The sequence below is a fragment of the Saccharopolyspora antibiotica genome (genome assembly GCF_047200635.1).
Classification (GTDB): Bacteria; Actinomycetota; Actinomycetes; order Mycobacteriales; family Pseudonocardiaceae; genus Saccharopolyspora_C.
The window spans coordinates 104,425-120,632 of record NZ_JBJZOI010000013.1 but is presented as its reverse complement, the minus strand read 5'-3'; the positions used below and the strand labels follow the sequence as shown (position 1 = coordinate 120,632).

The following is a 16,208-nucleotide window of genomic DNA, read 5'->3' as shown; positions in this document are numbered from 1 at the left end:
TGCGGGCGGCAGGGGCGTCCGCACGGGTCGGCGCCTCGGGGTTGCGCCGACCGCTCGGTGCGAGGAGCCGAGGGGCTCCCCGCACCGGTGGGATCAGCCGTCGGCCAGCTTCATCAGGTCGCCGACGCTGCCCTGGAAGTGGTTCTGGTCCACGTCGCCGCTCACGCCGGGCACGCTGCCGTCCTCGGTGTACTGCCAGAAGTTCCAGTCCCGGAAGCCCTGCGGCACGCTCGGCTCGTCGACGCCGTAGGAGGCCAGCCACAGCGGGTGGTCCGAGTAGCTGTCGGTGCCGCCCATGCACTCGTTCCAGAACGAGGGGTTGGCGTAGATGATCGGGTCGGTCCCGGTCGCGGACTTGATCTTCTCGGTGAACGCGTCGGTCCACCGGTGCATCGCCGGCACCGACAGGCCGTAGCAACCGCCGCCGGAGGGGTCGACCTCCAGGTCCAGCACCGGGGGCAGGCTCTTGCCGTCCTGCTGGTGGTCGGCGACCGCCAGCAGCCTGTCGGCCTGCGCCTCGGCGGACTCGTCGGGACGGGCGAAGTGGTACGGCGCGGCCAGCAGACCGGCCGCCTTCGCGCCGTGGTACTGCTCGGCGTACTTCGGGCTGGTGAAGTCGGTGCCGTCGGTGGCGAGCACGAACGCGAAGTTCTGCCCGTCCGCCGCGACCTGCTTCCAGTCGACGGAGCCGTTGTGGTTGGAGACGTCGATGCCCTTCGCGGGCGGGCCCGGCACCGGTCCTGGGGGCTCCTCGGGAGCCTCCTCGTCCTCGGTGCTCCCGCCGTCGTCGGGGGCCTCGTCGAAGCCGAACGGGCCGAACTGCTGCGGACCGGGGTTTCCACCGGCCGCGGGCATCCCGTCGATGTGGGCGGTGGCGCGGACGTCGTCGTGGGTGCCGGTGCTCACGCTGAGCACCGCGACGCCCAGGACGCCCAGCACCGCGAGGCCGGCACCGGCCTGCATCGCGCGCAGCCGGGGGTGCTGCTCGCGGCGGTGGCCGCCTCGGCTCGCGGAGCGGAACCGGGCCGCGGCGCGCTCCGCCCACGGGCCCACCGCTTCTTCGACCTTGCGGCCGGCCGCGGAGCCGCGCACGCGCCGGAGGAAGGGGAGCACCGCCGCCCACAGCCGCTGCAGGAGCGGCACGACTCGCTGCCAGGCCTGGTGGGCGTACGGCCGCACCCGGTCCACTCCGGAACGCACCGCGCGGTCGGCTCCCAGTGCCGTGTCCCGCCAGGCGTTGCTGTTCGGCGTCGCTTCGGGCTTCGGGTTCTCGGGGGTCGGGTTCTCGGGGTTCTGGTGTCGATCGGGGGGTGTCACGGCTCCCCACACTCCGAGACGGAGCGTGTGCGTGCATCGCGGTATATACGTGCGGGACTACCTGGTTTCGGCGATCCGGTTCACCCGAGCCGGGCCGATGTAGTCACCGAATGTGCATGTTTTCGGCGGAGGGAGAGCTGTCTCACCTCGAACGAGTGACAGGCACTGGGCCGTGGGGCGGGCCCACCCTATCCGACGCTCCCGTCAGGGCCTCCGCCGCCGGACCCAGGCGGCGAGCTCGGCGCGGTCGCCGAAGCCGAGCCGTTCCAGCACCCGAGCGACCTCGACCTCCGCGCCCCGCTCCGCCGGGTCGAGCCGCTCGGAGATCCCCGCGTCGTCCTCGCCGGCCGCCAGCAGCACCGCCACCTCCACCTCGCGCGCGGTGAGCCCCGCACCCGAACCGGCCGGCGCCGGGGCGGCCTCCGGCCGGTTGGTGCCCTCCTCCAGCGCGTAGGCGACCATCTCGGCCAGCTCCCACCCGGCGCCCTCCTCGTAGGCGCCGCGCTGCTGCCGCTCGCCGAGCACCCGCCCGGCCCAGGCCATCGCCACCGCGTCGTAGTCGTCGAAGTACACCGACTCGCCCATCTCGCCGCCGTTGGCCTTGCGCAGCGCCGAGGAGGCCCCCATCAGCCGGGTGGCGCGCAGCGGCTGGTCCACCGCGGCGGCGCACCAGGACAGCACCTCGAGGTACACCCCGAGCCCGGCCATGTCCCGGGCCAGCCGCTGCAACCGGATCGCCTGCTGGATCAGCAGGGCCGCCTCGCGGTGGTCACCCTCCCGCCAGCGGTGCAGCGCGACCACCCAGAGCGCGTAGCACTTCGTCCAGGTCGCGCCGAAGGTCTCGCACAGCCGCAGGCTCTCCGCCGCCGCCTCGGCGCCCCGCCTGTCGTGGCAGTAGAAGCCCAGGCAGGCCAGCAGGATCATCGCGCTGAGGTAGCCGAACAGGTCACCGACGGCCTTGTGCCCGGTCGCGGCGCGCTCCAGCCGCTCGGCGGCCTCGTCCATCCGGCCGCGGAGCATGGCCTCCATCCCCGCGGTGCCCTCGACGCGGGCGGTGAGGCCGCGGTCGTCGTGGCGCCCGGCGATCGCCAGGGCCTCGGCCAGCATCGTTCCGGCCGCCTCGATCTCCTCCAGGTGCAGCGCGACGAACGCCGCCGACGAGAGCCCGTCCGCGCGCACGGGCGTCGGGTCGGGCAACGCCTCCAGGCCGCTGAGCAACCACCGGTAGCCCTCGCGCAGCGCGTTGCCGGAGAACCAGAACGACCACAGCTCGGCCGCGGTCGCCACCACCAGTTCGACCCGGCCCTCGGCCAGGTCCCGTTCGAGGACCGCCCGCAGGTTCGGGTGCAGGTGGATCATGTGGTGCACCCACTCCAGCTGGCGCGGTCCGCACACCTCGTCGTGGTAGCGGTCGGCGAGCCGGTGGAAGTAGCGGCCGTGGCGGGCGCGCAGCTCCTCCTCCAGACCCGCGTCGCGGAGCCGGGCCAGGCCGTACTCGCGGATGCTGTCGAACATGCGGTAGTAGGTGAGGTCCCGCTGCTCGTGGTGCTCGCGGACCACCACCGACTTGGCGACCAGCGCGTCGAGCGACTCCGCCACCTGCTCCGGGGCCAGCTCGGCGTCGGCGCAGACCTCTTGGGCGGCGGCGAGATCCCACTCGCCGGCGAAGCAGGACGCCCGGGACCACAGCAGCTGCTCGGGCGGCGCGCACAGGCCGAAGCTCCAGCCGATCGATTCCTCCAGCGCCTCGTCCCGCGAGGGTTGCTCACCGCTGGTCAGCAGGGCGAACCGGTCGTCGAGGCGGTCCAACAGCTGTTCCGGGGAGGATCCCCGCAGCTGGGCCGCGGCCAGCTCGATCGCCAGCGGCATCCCGTCCAGCCTGCGGCAGATCCGGGTCACCACCCCCCGGTTCGACTCGTCGAGGGTGAACCCGGGCGAGACGGCGGCGGCGCGATCGGTGAACAGGCTGACCGCGTCGGCGAACACGTCCCCGTACTCCGGCTCGGGCCGGCCCCCGGCGTCGGGCAGCGACAGCGGCGCGACCGGCAGCACCACCTCGCCCGCCACGCCCAGCACCTGCCTGCTGGTGACCAGCAGGTGGACCTCGCTGCGCTCGGTGAGCAGCCGGTGGGCGAGCCGGGAGACGGCCCCCAGCACGCGATCGCAGTCGTCGAGCACGATGAGCATCCGCTGGTCGCGGATCCGGGCGAACACGTCCTCGGCGGGATTGCCCGGTCCGGGCCTGCCGCCGAGGGCGGCGCTGACCGCCTGCGGCAGGAGGGCGGCGTCCTGCACGTCGCCGAGGCCGACGAACACGACCCCGTCCGGGAACGCGCGGCGCAACCTGCGGGCGAGCCGCAGCGCGAGCCTGCTCTTGCCCACCCCGGCGGGTCCGGTGAGGGTGAGCAGCCGACCCGAGTACATCAGCCTGCGGGCCTCGGCCAGCTCTCGGCGGCGGCCGACGAAGCTCGTCGTCTCCAGGGGCAGGCGGCTCCGGAACCCGGGCATCGCGTTCGCCGTCTCCACCAGCCCCACCTCCCACGACCGAGCGTATGGCACCGGTCACAACAACACCCGTTCGGCGGTATTGCGCTGCGGGGCGCGCGGGGGGCCGACACGCCGGTGCGTGCGCCGGGAGGGCCTGATCGGGACGTCGGGCAGAATGCACCGACGGTTCTGGGCGGAGATCAGGAGAGGTGTCGGAACATCGTGACGACGGCTGTGCATCAGAGGATCGCCGAGGAGCTCGGCGTGCGGGAGCGGCAGGTCGACGCTGCCGTCGACCTGCTCGACGGCGGCGCCACGGTGCCGTTCGTCGCGCGTTACCGCAAGGAGGTCACCGGCGCGCTCGACGACGCGCAGCTGCGCACCCTGGAGGAGCGCCTGCGCTACCTGCGCGAGCTGGAGGAGCGGCGCGGCACCGTGCTGGAGTCGATCCGCTCGCAGGGCAAGCTCGACGCCGAGCTGGAGGCGCGGATCAACGCCGCCGACTCCAAGGCCCGCTTGGAGGACATCTACCTGCCCTACAAGCCCAAGCGGCGCACCAAGGGCCAGATCGCGCGCGAGGCCGGGCTGGAGCCGCTGGCCGACCTGCTGCTCGGGGACCCCGGCCAGGACCCGCAGGCGCGGGCCGCCGAGTTCGTCGACGCCGACAAGGGCGTCGCCGACGCGGCCGCGGCGCTGGAAGGAGCCCGCTCGATCCTGGTGGAGCGCTTCTCCGAAGACGCCGACCTGGTCGGTGAGCTGCGCGAGCGCATGTGGTCGCGGGGCCGGATGGTCGCCCGGGTGCGCGAGGGCAAGCAGGACGAGGGCGCGAAGTTCGCGGACTACTTCGAGTTCGACGAGCCGTTCACCGCGCTGCCCTCGCACCGCGTGCTGGCGCTGTACCGCGGCGAGAAGGAAGAGGTGCTGGACCTCTCCCTGGAGCCCGACGACGGCACCGAGGCCGAGCAGGACGGCCCGTCGTCCTACGAGCGGGAGATCGCGGCGCGGTTCGGCATCGCCGACCAGGGCCGTCCGGCGGACCGCTGGCTGGGCGACGTGGTGCGCTGGGCCTGGCGCACCCGGGTGCTGACCCACCTCGGCATCGACCTCCGGTTGCGGTTGCGCCAGCAGGCCGAGGACGAGGCGGCCCGCGTGTTCGCGGCGAACCTGCGGGACCTGTTGCTGGCCGCGCCCGCGGGGATGCGGCCGACGATGGGCCTCGACCCGGGCTTCCGCACCGGCGTCAAGGTCGCGGTCGTCGACGGCACCGGCAAGCTGGTGGCCACGGACACGATCTACCCGCACCAGCCGCAGCAGCGCTGGGACCAGGCGATCGCCTCGCTGGAGAAGCTGGCCCGCGCGCACGGCGTGGAGCTGGTGGCGATCGGCAACGGCACCGCTTCCCGGGAGACCGACCGGCTCGCCGCCGACCTGATCAAGCGGCACCCCGGCCTGGGGCTGACGAAGATCTCGGTCTCCGAGGCGGGCGCCTCGGTGTACTCGGCCTCCGCCTACGCCTCCCGCGAGTTCCCCGGCCTGGACGTCTCGCTGCGCGGCGCGGTGTCGATCGCGCGGCGGTTGCAGGACCCGCTGGCGGAGCTGGTCAAGATCGACCCGAAGTCGATCGGGGTGGGCCAGTACCAGCACGACATCACCGAGACGAAGCTGTCCCGCTCGCTGGACGCGGTGGTGGAGGACTGCGTGAACGCGGTGGGCGTGGACGTCAACACCGCCTCCGTGCCGCTGCTGACCCGGGTCTCGGGCATCGGCGAGGGCCTCGCGGAGAACATCGTGGCGCACCGCGACGGCAACGGTCCGTTCCGATCCCGCAAGGGGCTCAAGGACGTGGCGCGGCTGGGGCCGAAGGCGTTCGAGCAGTGCGCCGGCTTCCTGCGGATCCCCGGGGGCGACGACCCGCTGGACTCCTCCAGCGTGCACCCGGAGTCCTACCCCGTGGTGCGCCGGATCCTGGAGGCCACCGGCAGCGAGCTGAGCGGGCTGATCGGCAACACCCGGGTGCTGCGCGAGATCCGGCCCGCCGACTTCGTCGACGACGCGGTGGGCCTGCCCACCGTGACCGACATCCTCACGGAGCTGGACAAGCCGGGCCGCGACCCGCGCCCCACCTTCCAGACGGCCACCTTCGCCGACGGCGTCGAGAAGATCGCCGACCTGGAGCCGGGGATGCGGCTGGAGGGCGTGGTCACGAACGTGGCGGCCTTCGGCGCCTTCGTCGACGTCGGGGTCCACCAGGACGGGCTGGTGCACGTCTCGGCGATGTCGAAGGACTTCGTCAACGACCCGCACGACGTGGTGAAGTCCGGCGACGTGGTGAAGGTGAAGGTCCTGGACGTGGACGTGCCGCGGAAGCGGATCTCGCTGACGCTGCGGCTGGACGACGAGGCCTCCTCCGAAGGCGGCGCGGCCGAGCGCCGGGACGGCGGCGGGCGCGGCCGGGGCGGTCGTCCCGGCGGGGAACGCGGCGGCAAGGGCGGCGGCGCGAAGAACGCCGGGAACGGCGGCAACGGCGGCAGGAGCGGTCAGCGCCGGGGCCGCGACTCCGCACCGGCGGGCGGGGCGATGGCGGACGCGCTGCGCCGCGCCGGGTTCAAGGGCTGAGCTCGCCCCGGGTGGCCGCCCCGCACCGGCGGCCACCCGGGACGGCGCCGGTGCGGGCGGTCACTCGGCCCCTTCCCGCTCCTGCTCGCGCAGCAGCGAGACCAGGCGATCGCCCAGCAGCTCCGGGATCACCCGCTCCGCCGAGCGGGCCGCGGCGGCGTTGAGCGCCGACATCGCCAGCGGCCGGAGCCGCTGCACGACCTCCGAGTAGCGCCGGACCTCGTCGTCGGTCCAGGGCGCGGTGGCCGGATCACCGAGCACGTGCGTGCGCACCAGCGCGACCAGGCTCTCCGAGACGTGGTCGACGTCCTGCTGCAACTGGTCGGCGAGGTCGAGCACCTCGCCCAGGGGCACGCCCATGCCCACCAGCTCAGCGCCCGCGTCGAGCAGCTGCGGGGTGGGGGCGACGAACCGCGCGCCCCAGCGCTCCAGCAGGTTCAGTTCGAGGGCGCGGCGGATGTTGGCCTGGGTGAGCTGACCGCGGAACATCGCGCGCAGCTGGGCGAGCGAGAACACCCGCGGCGATTGCTCGGCCCAGGACTCGCCCATGACCTCCTCGAGCCCGAGCAGGTCGCCGAGGCTGCGACCCGCCGCCCAGGCCGAGAGCATCTCCTTGATCTGGGCGAACGCGTAACCGCGCTCCAGCATGTTGATGATCATGCGGAGCCGCACCAGGTGCGCGTCCGAGTAGATGGCCAACCTGCCCTGGCGACGCGGCGCGGGCAGCAGCTCCCGATCCTGGTAGACCCGCACGTTGCGCACCGTGGTGCCGGCGGCGCGGGCGAGATCATCGATCCGGTATTCCGCCACCCGCCGGAGTGTAGTTCTTCACGTGATCATCTGGGGCCGGAAGCCAGGGGCCCGCACCGCCGGGGCGCGGTGCGGGCCTGGTCCGAGGGGCGTCGTGGCGATGCTGCGATCAGACCTCCGCCCGGTCCTCCTCCTGGTCCCGTCCCTGCTCAGCCGGGCGGCGGCGGCGCAGCGCCCGGCCGATCAGCGGCCACGCCAGGATCACCAGGACCACGGCGTAGACGGTGAGCGAGAACGGCGTGTTGATCAAACCGACGACCTGGCCGTCACTGATCTGCAACGCGCGCCGCATCTGCTGCTCGGCGGTGGGGCCGAGGATCACCGCGATGATCGCCGGGAGCACCGGCAACCCGTAGCGGCGCATCGCGAATCCGATCAGCCCGACCACGAACAGCACCAGCAGGTCCAGCGCGGACCCGCCGACCGCGTACGCCCCGATGCTGGCGAAGAAGAGGATCCCCGCGTACAGGTACGGGCGGGGGATCTGCAGCAGCTTCGCCCACACCGGCGCCAGCGGCAGGTTCAGCACCAGCAGCAGCACCGAGCCGATGAACATGCTCGCGATGAGCGCCCACACCAGGTCGGACTCCCGCTGGAACAGCAGCGGGCCCGGCTGGATCCCGTACTGCTGGAACGCGGCGAGCATGACCGCCGCGACCGCCGTGGTCGGCAGGCCCAGGGTCAGCATCGAGACCATGGTCCCGGCCGCGGACGCGCTGGAGGTGGACTCGGGACCGGCGACGCCCTCGATGGCGCCCTTGCCGAACTCGTCCCGGTGACGGGAGAGCCGCTTCTCGGTGACGTAGGACAGGAAGGTGGGGATCTCCGCGCCGCCCGCGGGGATCGCGCCGAACGGGAACCCGATGAGCGGCCCGCGCAGCCACGGCTTCCAGGAGCGCCGCAGGTCCTCCTTGCCCAGCCACGGCGTGCCCACCGGGATCGGCTTGCCGGAGGTGTGCCGCAGGTGCGCGGCGACCCACAGCGACTCACCGATGGCGAACAGCCCGACCGCCACGATGACCACGTCGATTCCGTCGGCCAGCGGCAGCATCCCGAAGGTGAGCCGCTGCTGGCCGGTCATCTCGTCCAGCCCGATCAGCCCGATGGTGAGCCCGATGAGCAGCGAGGCGAACCCGCGGATCCGCGAGTTGCCCAGCACCGAGGTGACCGCGATGAAGGCCAGCACCATCACCGCGAGGTAGTCCGGCGCCCCGATGTTCACCGCCAGCGACGCGACCGTCGGCGCCAGCAGCGTCAGCAGCGTGATGCCGATCAGCGCACCGATGAAGTGCCCGATCGCGGCCGCGGCCAGCGCCTGCGCGCCCCGGCCCTGGCGGGCCATCGGGTTGCCCTCCATCGCCGCGACCACCGCGGCGCTCTCGCCGGGGGTGTTGAGCAGGATGGAGGTGGTGGAGCCGCCGAACATGCCGCCGAAGTAGATCCCGGCGAACATGATGAACGCCGCGGTCGGTTCCAGCGCGTAGGTGACGGGCAGCAGCAGCGCCACCGCCATCGCGGGCCCGATGCCGGGCAGCACGCCGATCGCGGTGCCCAGCAGCACGCCGATCGCGGCCCACACCAGGTTCATCGGGGTCAACGCGGTGGCGAACCCCTGCATCAGCAGGTCGAACGAGGATTCCACGGTCACAACACCCCCATCAGCGGTCCGCCGGGCAGGGGCACACCGAGCAAGTGGTTGAACACGACGTAGGTGCCGACCGAGAGCACCGCGGAGATGATCGGGTCGCGCACGGTGTTCCGGCTGCCCAGCGCGTACGCCGAGCCCCAGAACAGGATCATTCCGGACAGCGGGAAGCCGATGATGCCGATCAGCGCCGCGTTCGCCAGGAACGCCGCGGTCAGCATCAGCACGGTGCGCCAGTCGCTCGGCGCGTCCAGGTCGACGTCCTCGCCCGCCTCGGCCTCGCCGCGGCCGCCGCGCAGCACGTCGCGGGCCAGCAGCACCGCGACCACCAGCAGCAGCGCGCCGATGATGAGCGGGACCGTCTTCGGGCCGACCGGCCCGCGCTGGGTGAAGTCGGTGGCGATGGTGGCCGCGTCGATCAGCACGACCGCGCCGAGCGCACCGAGCAGCAGGCAGATGCCCAGCTCGGAGTGCTCCCTGAGCCACTGCCGCCGGGAAGTTCGGGTGGTGTTCATGCGAGTCCCAACTCCTCGAGCACGGAGACGACCCGGTCGTTCTCCTCGGCCAGGAATCGCCCGAACTCCGGGCCGTGCTGGAACGCCGGGGTCCAGCCGTTGCGGCGCATGGCCTCCTGCCACTCCGGGGACTGGTTGAGCCGGGTGAACAGGCCGACGAGCTTGGTGCGGTCGGTCTCGGACAGGCCCGGCGGGGCGACGATGCCGCGCCAGTTGGTGAACAGCACGTCCAGCCCGACCTCGCGCAGCGTCGGCGCGTCCACGCCGGGCAGCCGCTCCGGGCCGGTCACGGCCAGCACCCGCAGCTCCCCCGCCTCGATCTGGTCGCGGTACTCGCCCAGACCGGAGACGCCGAAGGCGACCTTGCCGCCGAGCACCGAGGCCAGCAGCTCGCCGCCGCCGTCGAAGGGGACGTAGTTGACCTGCTTGGGGTTCAGCCCGGCCGCCTTGGCCATGAGCATCGGGGCCAGGTGGTCCGGTCCACCGGGCGAGGAACCGCCGCCGACCGGGGTGCCGCCGGGATCGTTCTTCCAGTCGGTGACCAGCTGGTCGAAGCTGCGGTACGGGGAGTCCTTCGCCACGACGACGACGTTCGGCTCCTCGACGAGCTTGGCGACCGGGGTGGTGTCCTGCAGGGACACCGGCGAGTGGTTGGTGTAGACGCTGCCGACGACGCCGAGGCCCATGGACATCGCGAGCTTGCCGTTGCCGCGCTCGCTCACGACCCGGCCGAGACCGACCGTGCCGCCCGCGCCGGGGAGGTTGAACACCTCGACGTTGCTGTTGAGCTCGGCGTCCTCCATCGCCTTCACCGCGGTGCGGGCGGTGATGTCGTAACCGCCGCCGGGCGAATTGGGCACGAGCATCCGCAGGCCGCGGATCTGCTGTTCGGTCTCGTCGCCGGAGCTGCTGCTCACCAGCGGTGGCACCAGCAGCACGAGCAGCAGCGACGCGATCGCGGACAGCGCACTGTGCATCCGCACGGGGATCCCGCCTCTCCGTTGTGGTGGGAACGTGACTCGGATCATGCTGCAGATCGGAGGTCCCGTTGTCCTCCTTCCGGACGTAACGGTGGTTGTGTTCGTTGTGTCAGCCGGTCCACTGGGGACCCTTCGCACCGGCGGCGCAGGTCAGCGGGTTAGCGTCGGGGCACACGCGAGGCGGCGAGGAGGTGGGTCGTGCGCGGGCCGCTGTCCCGCCAGCTGCTCGGCTGGCAGCTGGTGATCATCCTGGTGCTGCTGGCCTCGGTCGCGGTGTTCTCGGTGTCGCAGTCGAACGCCGCGTTCCGCAGCACCGAGGGCAGGCGGATGCTGTCGGTGGCCGAGGACCTGGCGGCAACCGACGGGGTGCGGCTGAGCCTGCGCGACCCGGTGAACCGGGACGCGCTGCCGATCTTCGCCGAGAGCGCCCGCAGCCTCTCCGGCGCCGACGAAGTGATCATCGCCGACGCGCGGGGCATCGTGCTGACCTCGCCCGATCCCGGCCAGCGCGGGCAGCCGCTACCGCTGGGGGCGAGCACCGCGCTGCGCGGCCGGGCCTGGGTCGGCGACGTCCGCGGGGCGGACGGGGAGGACTACCTGGTGGCGCACGTGCCGGTGATCGGGGACGGGGCCCGGCAGGCGGGCGTGGTCGCGGCGGGCCGGCGCACCCCCGACCTGCTCGCCGCCCTGCGCCGCGCACCCGGCGATCCGCTGGCGCTGCTGGCCTTCGCGACCTTCCTCGCCGTCGCCGGCTCGGTGCTGCTGGCGCGGCGGGTCAAGCACCAGACGCTCGGGCTGGAACCGCAGGAGATCACGCGGCTGGTCGAGCACCGGGAAGCGATGTTGCACGGCATCCGCGAGGGCGTGCTCGGCGCGGACCAGCAGAACCGGATCACCCTCGTCAACGACCAGGCCCGCGACCTGCTCGCGCTGCCCGCCGACTGCGTGGGGCGGCGCATCGACGAGCTGGACCTCAACGACCGGGCGCGGGACGTGCTCACCGGCCGCACCTCGGGCGTGGACCAGATCGTGCTGCGCCGGGGCCGGGTCGTGGTGCTGAACCGGATGCCGATCTCCTCGATCGGCGCGGTGATCACCATGCGGGACCGCACGGAGCTCGTCGACCTGCGCCAGGAGCTCGCCGCGCACCGCGCCACCACCGACACGCTGCGCGCCCAGGCGCACGAGTTCAGCAACCGGCTGCACACCATCTCCGGGCTGCTGGAGCTGGGCGAGCACGAGGAGCTGGCCCGCTTCGTCGACCGGGTGAGCCACAGCCGGGGGCAGTGGCAGGCGGAGGTCTCCTCCCGCATCACCGACCCGCCGACGGCCGCGTTGCTGATCGCCAAGGCCAGCCTCGCCGCCGAGCGCGGGGTGGGGCTGCGGCTGACCGAGGGCAGCGCGCTCGGCGAGATCGACGAGCAGCTGTCCGCGGACGTGACGACGGTGCTGGGGAACCTGGTGGACAACGCGCTGGACGCCGTCGACGGTGCTTCCGGCGACGAGCGGATCGAGGTGGACCTGCGCCACGCCGGGGACGTGGTCACGCTGGAGGTCCGCGACACCGGTCCGGGGGTGGCGCCGGAGATCGTGGCGGAGGTGTTCCGGCACGGTTTCAGCACGAAGGCGGCGCGCGACGGGGAGCGCGGGCTCGGCCTGGCGCTGACCCGGCGGATCTGCCACCGGCGGGGCGGGTCGGTGCAGGTCCGCAACGAGCACGGCGCCGTGTTCACCGCCCGGCTGCCGGGGCACGCGGAGGTGGCGTCGTGATCAAGGTGCTGGTGGTGGACGACGACTTCATGGTCGCCAAGATCCACAGCGGTTACGTCGGCCGCGTCGAGGGCTTCGAGGTGGCCGGGGTCGCGCACTCCGGGGCGGACGCGCTGCGGGCGGTCGAGGAGCTGCGGCCCGAGCTGGTGCTGCTGGACATCTACCTGCCGGACGTGGACGGGCTCAGCGTGCTGCGCTCGATGCGCGCCGGGGCGCGGCCCGGCGCCGAGCCGGACGTGCTGGTGATCAGCGCCGCGCACGACCTGGATACGGTGCGCGGGGCGGTGCGCGGGGGCGCGGTGCACTACCTGATCAAGCCGTTCAGCTTCGAGGCCCTGCGCGAGCAGCTCGAGCACTTCCGCGCGCTGCACGACCGGCTGCGCGAGCTGCCCGGCGACGCCCCGGCCGATCAGCAGCAGATCGACCGGCTCTTCGGCACTCCCCCGCGCCCGGCGACGACGCCGAAGGGGGTGTCGAGCGAGACGGCCTCGGTGGTGGCGCGGGTGCTGCGCGAGGCAGCGGCGAACGGCGGGGACCTGTCGGCCTCCGAGTGCGCGGGCGAAGCCGAGCTGTCCCGGGTGTCGGCGCGCAAGTACCTGGAGCACTTCGTCGACACCGGGCGGGCCGAGGTTCGGCTGCGCTACGGCGGGACCGGGCGCCCGGAGCGCCGCTACCGCTGGGTTTCCTGACCGCCGGGCGCGGCGGCGTTGCGGGGTGCCGCGCGCGGGCTGAGACTGCCCGTGGTCACGGCCGCCGGAGGCCAGGACCGCGGGGAGGTGGCGGCATGACGCTGATCGAGGCACGAGCCGTCGCGGACGCGGTCCTGTTCCGATCGCACCGGTCCTGCCACGCCCCGGCGACGTCCCCGCACGACCGCGCGCTGCGCAGCGAGATGCGCTTCCAGTTCGGCGTGCTCGCCCCGCGCGGCGCCGGGCCGGCGGAGAACTGGTTCGCGCAGACGGAGTGCCTGGTGCAGGGGCGCGGGCCGATCGCGGTGGACGTGCACGTGCGCTGCCTGCAGCTGCGCTGCCGCAGCGGTGACGGGGCCTGGGACGAGGGCGTCGGCCGGGAGCTGCCGATCCGCGCGGAGCTCGGCTCGCTCACCAGCTCCCGGACCGTCGAGTTCGCGCTGCCCGCCGGGACCGATCGCGGGTCGGGCGCGATCTGGCACCGGCTGCGGGTGCCGGGCCGCGTCGTGGTCGAGTCGCGGCCGGTGCCCGGCGTGCGCGGCGTGAGGCTGCTGCGGGTGCGGGTGGAGAACCGGGAGCGCTGGCACCCGGGCACCGCCGACACCCGCGAGGACGTGCTGCGGCGTTCGCTGGCGGCGGCGCACTCGGTGCTGGTGGTGCGCGGCGGGCAGTTCGTCTCGGCGCTCGAACCGCCGGAGTGGGCGGCCGGGCTGGCCTCGGGCTGCGCCAACGTCAACACCTGGCCGGTGCTCATCGGTGACCGGGGCGCGCGGGGCGTGCTGCTGTGCTCGCCGGTGATCCTGCCCGACCACCCCGTCGTCCTCCCCCGCCAGGAGGGTCGCCGGGCGGCGCGCCCGCCGCGGCCGGTGAGCGCCGCTCCGGCACCGCGCGCGCCCTCGGACGTGGTGCCGGTGCACGGCCTGCCCGCGCCGCCCGCCGGGAGCTGAACCGCGCTCGTTCGAGCGAGCCAGGGCCGCTCGATTTGTGGTCGCACCGGGTCGCACCGAGGCTGGCAGCTCGGTGATCGACCGCTCGGAGGTGCGGATGGGCCCGGTGCTCGGGTGCGGTCCGGCGGTGCGCGCCCTGGTCGCGGCGACCTTCCCGGACGGACCTCCGGACGGGGGCGTGGCCGGGAAGCCCGCGTTCGTCACCGACTCGGTCGCGGCCCGGCCGTTGTTCTTCCCCGGCGGTTCGCTCGGGGAGCTGGCGGTGCACGGGGCGGTGAACGCGCTCGCCACCGCGGGCGCGCTCCCCCGCTACCTGGTGGCGGGCCTCGCGGTCGCGGCCGACCTCCCCACCGAGGACCTGCGGCGGATCCTGCACGGGATGCGCGCGGCGGCGGACCGGGCGGGTGTGCGAGTGGTCGCCGGGTCGTCCTCGGTGCTCCCGCCGTCGACGCCGGCCGGGGACGGGGGTTGCCGGATCGACGTGACCGGGGTGGGCGTCATCCGGGGTCGGCACCGGCTGGGCGTGTCGCGGGCGCGGCCCGGCGACGCGGTGCTGGTCTCGGGACCGGTGGGCGAGCACGGGGGCGCGCTGGTGCTGGGGCGGGACGACGTGCGCTCGGACTCGGCTCCCCTGCACGAGCCGGTGGCGGCGCTGCTCGCGGCCGCGGCCGGGGTCCGGGTGCTGCGCACGGCCGGGCGGGGCGGGGTGGCCGCCGCGCTGGCGGAGGTCGCTCGCGCCTCCCGGGTCTCGGTGCGGCTGCTGGCGGAGGCGGTCCCGGTGCGCCGCGAGGTGCGGGTGGCCGCGCAGCTGCTCGGGGTCGATCCGCTGCACCTGGCCTGCGAGGGCCGGGTGGTCGTGGTGGTGGCCGGGGCGCAGGCGGGGGCCGGCCTGGCGGCGCTGCGCGCGCACCCGCTCGGCGCCGGCGCGGCACGCATCGGCCTGATCGCGGCCGATCAGCCGGGTTCGGTGCTGCTCGACGGCGCCCGGCTGGAGTAGGTGGCCCTTCGCCGGAGCCCGCGAGCAGCAGGGCTGCGAGGGGTCAGCTCGCGGCCGAGGAGCGCCGACGACCGGGCCGCTCGGGAAGTCGATCAACCCGATCCCCCGACTCACCCGTTCGGAGCAATCGTGGCCTCGACCGAGCTCCAGGCCGCGTCGCAGCCGACATGGCGCCCATCACTCTCAAGAGTGGCTTTGTCCAGCGGTTGGGTCACGGCGGGGAATTACCCGATTGGTACCGTAACGGCGTGCCTGAAGGAACCACTGCGCCAGCACGAGCTCGCTCGGGCACGCGGAGCAATCGCAAGATCAGCTGGGACGTGGTGCGGGCGGGCTGCGTCGGTCTGGTGATGCTGTACCACGCGACGTTCCTCAGCGTCTTCCTGCACCCGGAGCTGATCCCGCGCAAGATCGTCTTTCCGTACCAGGTCGGCGCGAGCCTGCTGCTGGTCATCTCGGCGTACTTCGCGTGCGTCACGATCGGGCGCGGTTCGCTGCCCCGGTACTGGTGGGGCCGCATCGCGCGGCTGCTCCCGCCGTTCCTGGCCTCGGTGGTCTTGGTCTTCATCGGGATCCGGCTGCTGCCGATCGAGGGCTGGTTCGAGCCGAGCGGCTCCGACCTGGTGTCGAACCTGCTGATGCTGTGGAACTGGCATCCCTCGGACTACCCCTACATCGACGGTTCGCACTGGACGGTGCCGCTTCAGCTGATGGGCTTCACGGCGGCGGCGCTGCTCTACGCCAGCCGCTTCGGGCACGGCCGCCGCATCCTGCTGGTGCTGTGGGCGGCGGTGCTGATCCCGGCCGCCCAGTGGCCGCTGCGGGTGACCCAGCCGCCGGAGTGGTATCGGACGGTCGTGGACGGCATCGGGATGCACCGCTGGCACCTGTTCGTGGTGGGCGTGGCGATCTGGTTGTGGTCGACGAAGCGGATCGGCACCCCGCACTTCGCGGTGCTGCTGGCGGCCTGCATGTTCGGCCAGGCGCTGCACAACTACGCCGAGACCCCCGAGGGCCTGGTGGCCGACTGGGGTTCGACGGCGGCGGTGTGCGTGGGCATGCTCGTGGTGGCGCTGACCGCGCGCGGCCCGGACTGGAACCGGGTGGTGCCGCAGTGGGCGTGGCGGCCGATCCAGTGGTTCGCGGGGATCTCCTACGGCGTGTTCCTCATGCACCAGACGCTGGGCTACGTGGTCGCCCGGCGGTTGCAGGACCTCGGCGTGGGACCGACCTTGCAGACGGTCGCGTTCGTGGCCAACGGCGTGCTGCTGGGCTGGGCGTTGACGAAGCTGGTGGAACGACCGCTGCACCGGACGCTGATGTCCGCCTACGACAGGTTCGCCGCCAAGCGGACGGCGGCCAAGACCGCCTGATCCCCTGCTCCCGGGACTCGCCGCTCGATCCTCGTCCTGCTGGCGGCTCGGCCGCTGAAGGT

General features: G+C 73.4%; 12 protein-coding genes. 6 read left to right on the top strand and 6 right to left on the bottom strand.

Going from position 1 to position 16,208, the window contains the following annotated elements:
- Positions 1 to 93 precede the first annotated feature (93 nt).
- On the bottom strand, positions 94 to 1,317 hold the full coding sequence (locus tag ACL03H_RS13030; RefSeq protein ID WP_412811455.1) for a GH25 family lysozyme: 1,224 nt from the start codon (positions 1,315 to 1,317) through the stop codon (positions 94 to 96).
- A gap of 204 nt (positions 1,318 to 1,521) precedes the next feature.
- Positions 1,522 to 3,843: an ATP-binding protein gene (locus ACL03H_RS13025; RefSeq protein ID WP_412811454.1), complete on the bottom strand. Its 2,322-nt coding sequence runs from the start codon at positions 3,841 to 3,843 to the stop codon at positions 1,522 to 1,524.
- A gap of 195 nt (positions 3,844 to 4,038) precedes the next feature.
- Here ACL03H_RS13025 and ACL03H_RS13020 point away from each other — a divergent pair, with 195 nt between their 5' ends.
- The gene (locus ACL03H_RS13020; protein ID WP_412811453.1) at positions 4,039 to 6,420 is read left to right on the top strand and encodes a Tex family protein; all 2,382 of its coding nucleotides are present in this window, start codon (positions 4,039 to 4,041) and stop codon (positions 6,418 to 6,420) included.
- A 60-nt stretch (positions 6,421 to 6,480) separates the two neighbouring features.
- Here the strand turns inward: ACL03H_RS13020 and ACL03H_RS13015 are convergent, their stop codons facing one another.
- From ACL03H_RS13015 to ACL03H_RS13000, 4 genes are all read right to left on the bottom strand, one after another.
- Positions 6,481 to 7,230, bottom strand: a complete 750-nt coding sequence (locus tag ACL03H_RS13015; RefSeq protein WP_412811452.1) for a MerR family transcriptional regulator — start codon at positions 7,228 to 7,230, stop codon at positions 6,481 to 6,483.
- 109 nt (positions 7,231 to 7,339) lie between these two features.
- Entirely contained in the window at positions 7,340 to 8,848 is a 1,509-nt protein-coding gene (locus tag ACL03H_RS13010; RefSeq protein WP_412811503.1) for a tripartite tricarboxylate transporter permease, read from the bottom strand.
- Between the two features lie 26 nt (positions 8,849 to 8,874).
- Positions 8,875 to 9,390, bottom strand: coding sequence for a tripartite tricarboxylate transporter TctB family protein (locus ACL03H_RS13005; RefSeq protein WP_412811451.1), 516 nt, complete (start codon positions 9,388 to 9,390; stop codon positions 8,875 to 8,877).
- Entirely contained in the window at positions 9,387 to 10,367 is a 981-nt protein-coding gene (locus ACL03H_RS13000) for a Bug family tripartite tricarboxylate transporter substrate binding protein (protein WP_412811502.1), read from the bottom strand. Before ACL03H_RS13000 ends, ACL03H_RS13005 begins: the two co-directional genes overlap by 4 nt.
- A gap of 201 nt (positions 10,368 to 10,568) precedes the next feature.
- Here ACL03H_RS13000 and ACL03H_RS12995 point away from each other — a divergent pair, with 201 nt between their 5' ends.
- The 5 genes from ACL03H_RS12995 to ACL03H_RS12975 all read left to right on the top strand — a co-directional run bounded on the left by ACL03H_RS12995 (position 10,569) and on the right by ACL03H_RS12975 (position 16,146).
- Positions 10,569 to 12,140: a sensor histidine kinase gene (locus ACL03H_RS12995; protein ID WP_412811450.1), complete on the top strand. Its 1,572-nt coding sequence runs from the start codon at positions 10,569 to 10,571 to the stop codon at positions 12,138 to 12,140.
- Entirely contained in the window at positions 12,137 to 12,829 is a 693-nt protein-coding gene (locus ACL03H_RS12990; protein ID WP_412811449.1) for a response regulator, read from the top strand. Before ACL03H_RS12995 ends, ACL03H_RS12990 begins: the two co-directional genes overlap by 4 nt.
- Before the next feature lie 95 nt (positions 12,830 to 12,924).
- Positions 12,925 to 13,776 carry a hypothetical protein gene (locus tag ACL03H_RS12985; RefSeq protein WP_412811448.1) on the top strand — a complete coding sequence of 284 codons (852 nt, stop codon included), beginning with the start codon at positions 12,925 to 12,927 and terminating at the stop codon, positions 13,774 to 13,776.
- A gap of 73 nt (positions 13,777 to 13,849) precedes the next feature.
- A complete protein-coding gene (locus tag ACL03H_RS12980) occupies positions 13,850 to 14,773 on the top strand; it encodes an AIR synthase-related protein (RefSeq protein ID WP_412811447.1) in 924 nt (307 codons plus the stop codon).
- A gap of 248 nt (positions 14,774 to 15,021) precedes the next feature.
- Positions 15,022 to 16,146 (top strand): acyltransferase family protein, encoded by a 1,125-nt coding sequence (locus ACL03H_RS12975; RefSeq protein WP_412811446.1) that lies wholly within the window; start codon positions 15,022 to 15,024, stop codon positions 16,144 to 16,146.
- Positions 16,147 to 16,208 lie beyond the last annotated feature (62 nt).

Coding starts and splice junctions, on each gene's coding strand:
- ACL03H_RS13010 (WP_412811503.1), bottom strand. CDS start 8,848: ATGCAGGGGTTCGCCACCGCGTTGACCCCGATGAACCTGGTGTGGGCC.
- ACL03H_RS13005 (WP_412811451.1), bottom strand. CDS start 9,390: ATGAACACCACCCGAACTTCCCGGCGGCAGTGGCTCAGGGAGCACTCC.
- ACL03H_RS13000 (WP_412811502.1), bottom strand. CDS start 10,367: ATGCACAGTGCGCTGTCCGCGATCGCGTCGCTGCTGCTCGTGCTGCTG.
- ACL03H_RS12985 (WP_412811448.1), top strand. CDS start 12,925: ATGACGCTGATCGAGGCACGAGCCGTCGCGGACGCGGTCCTGTTCCGA.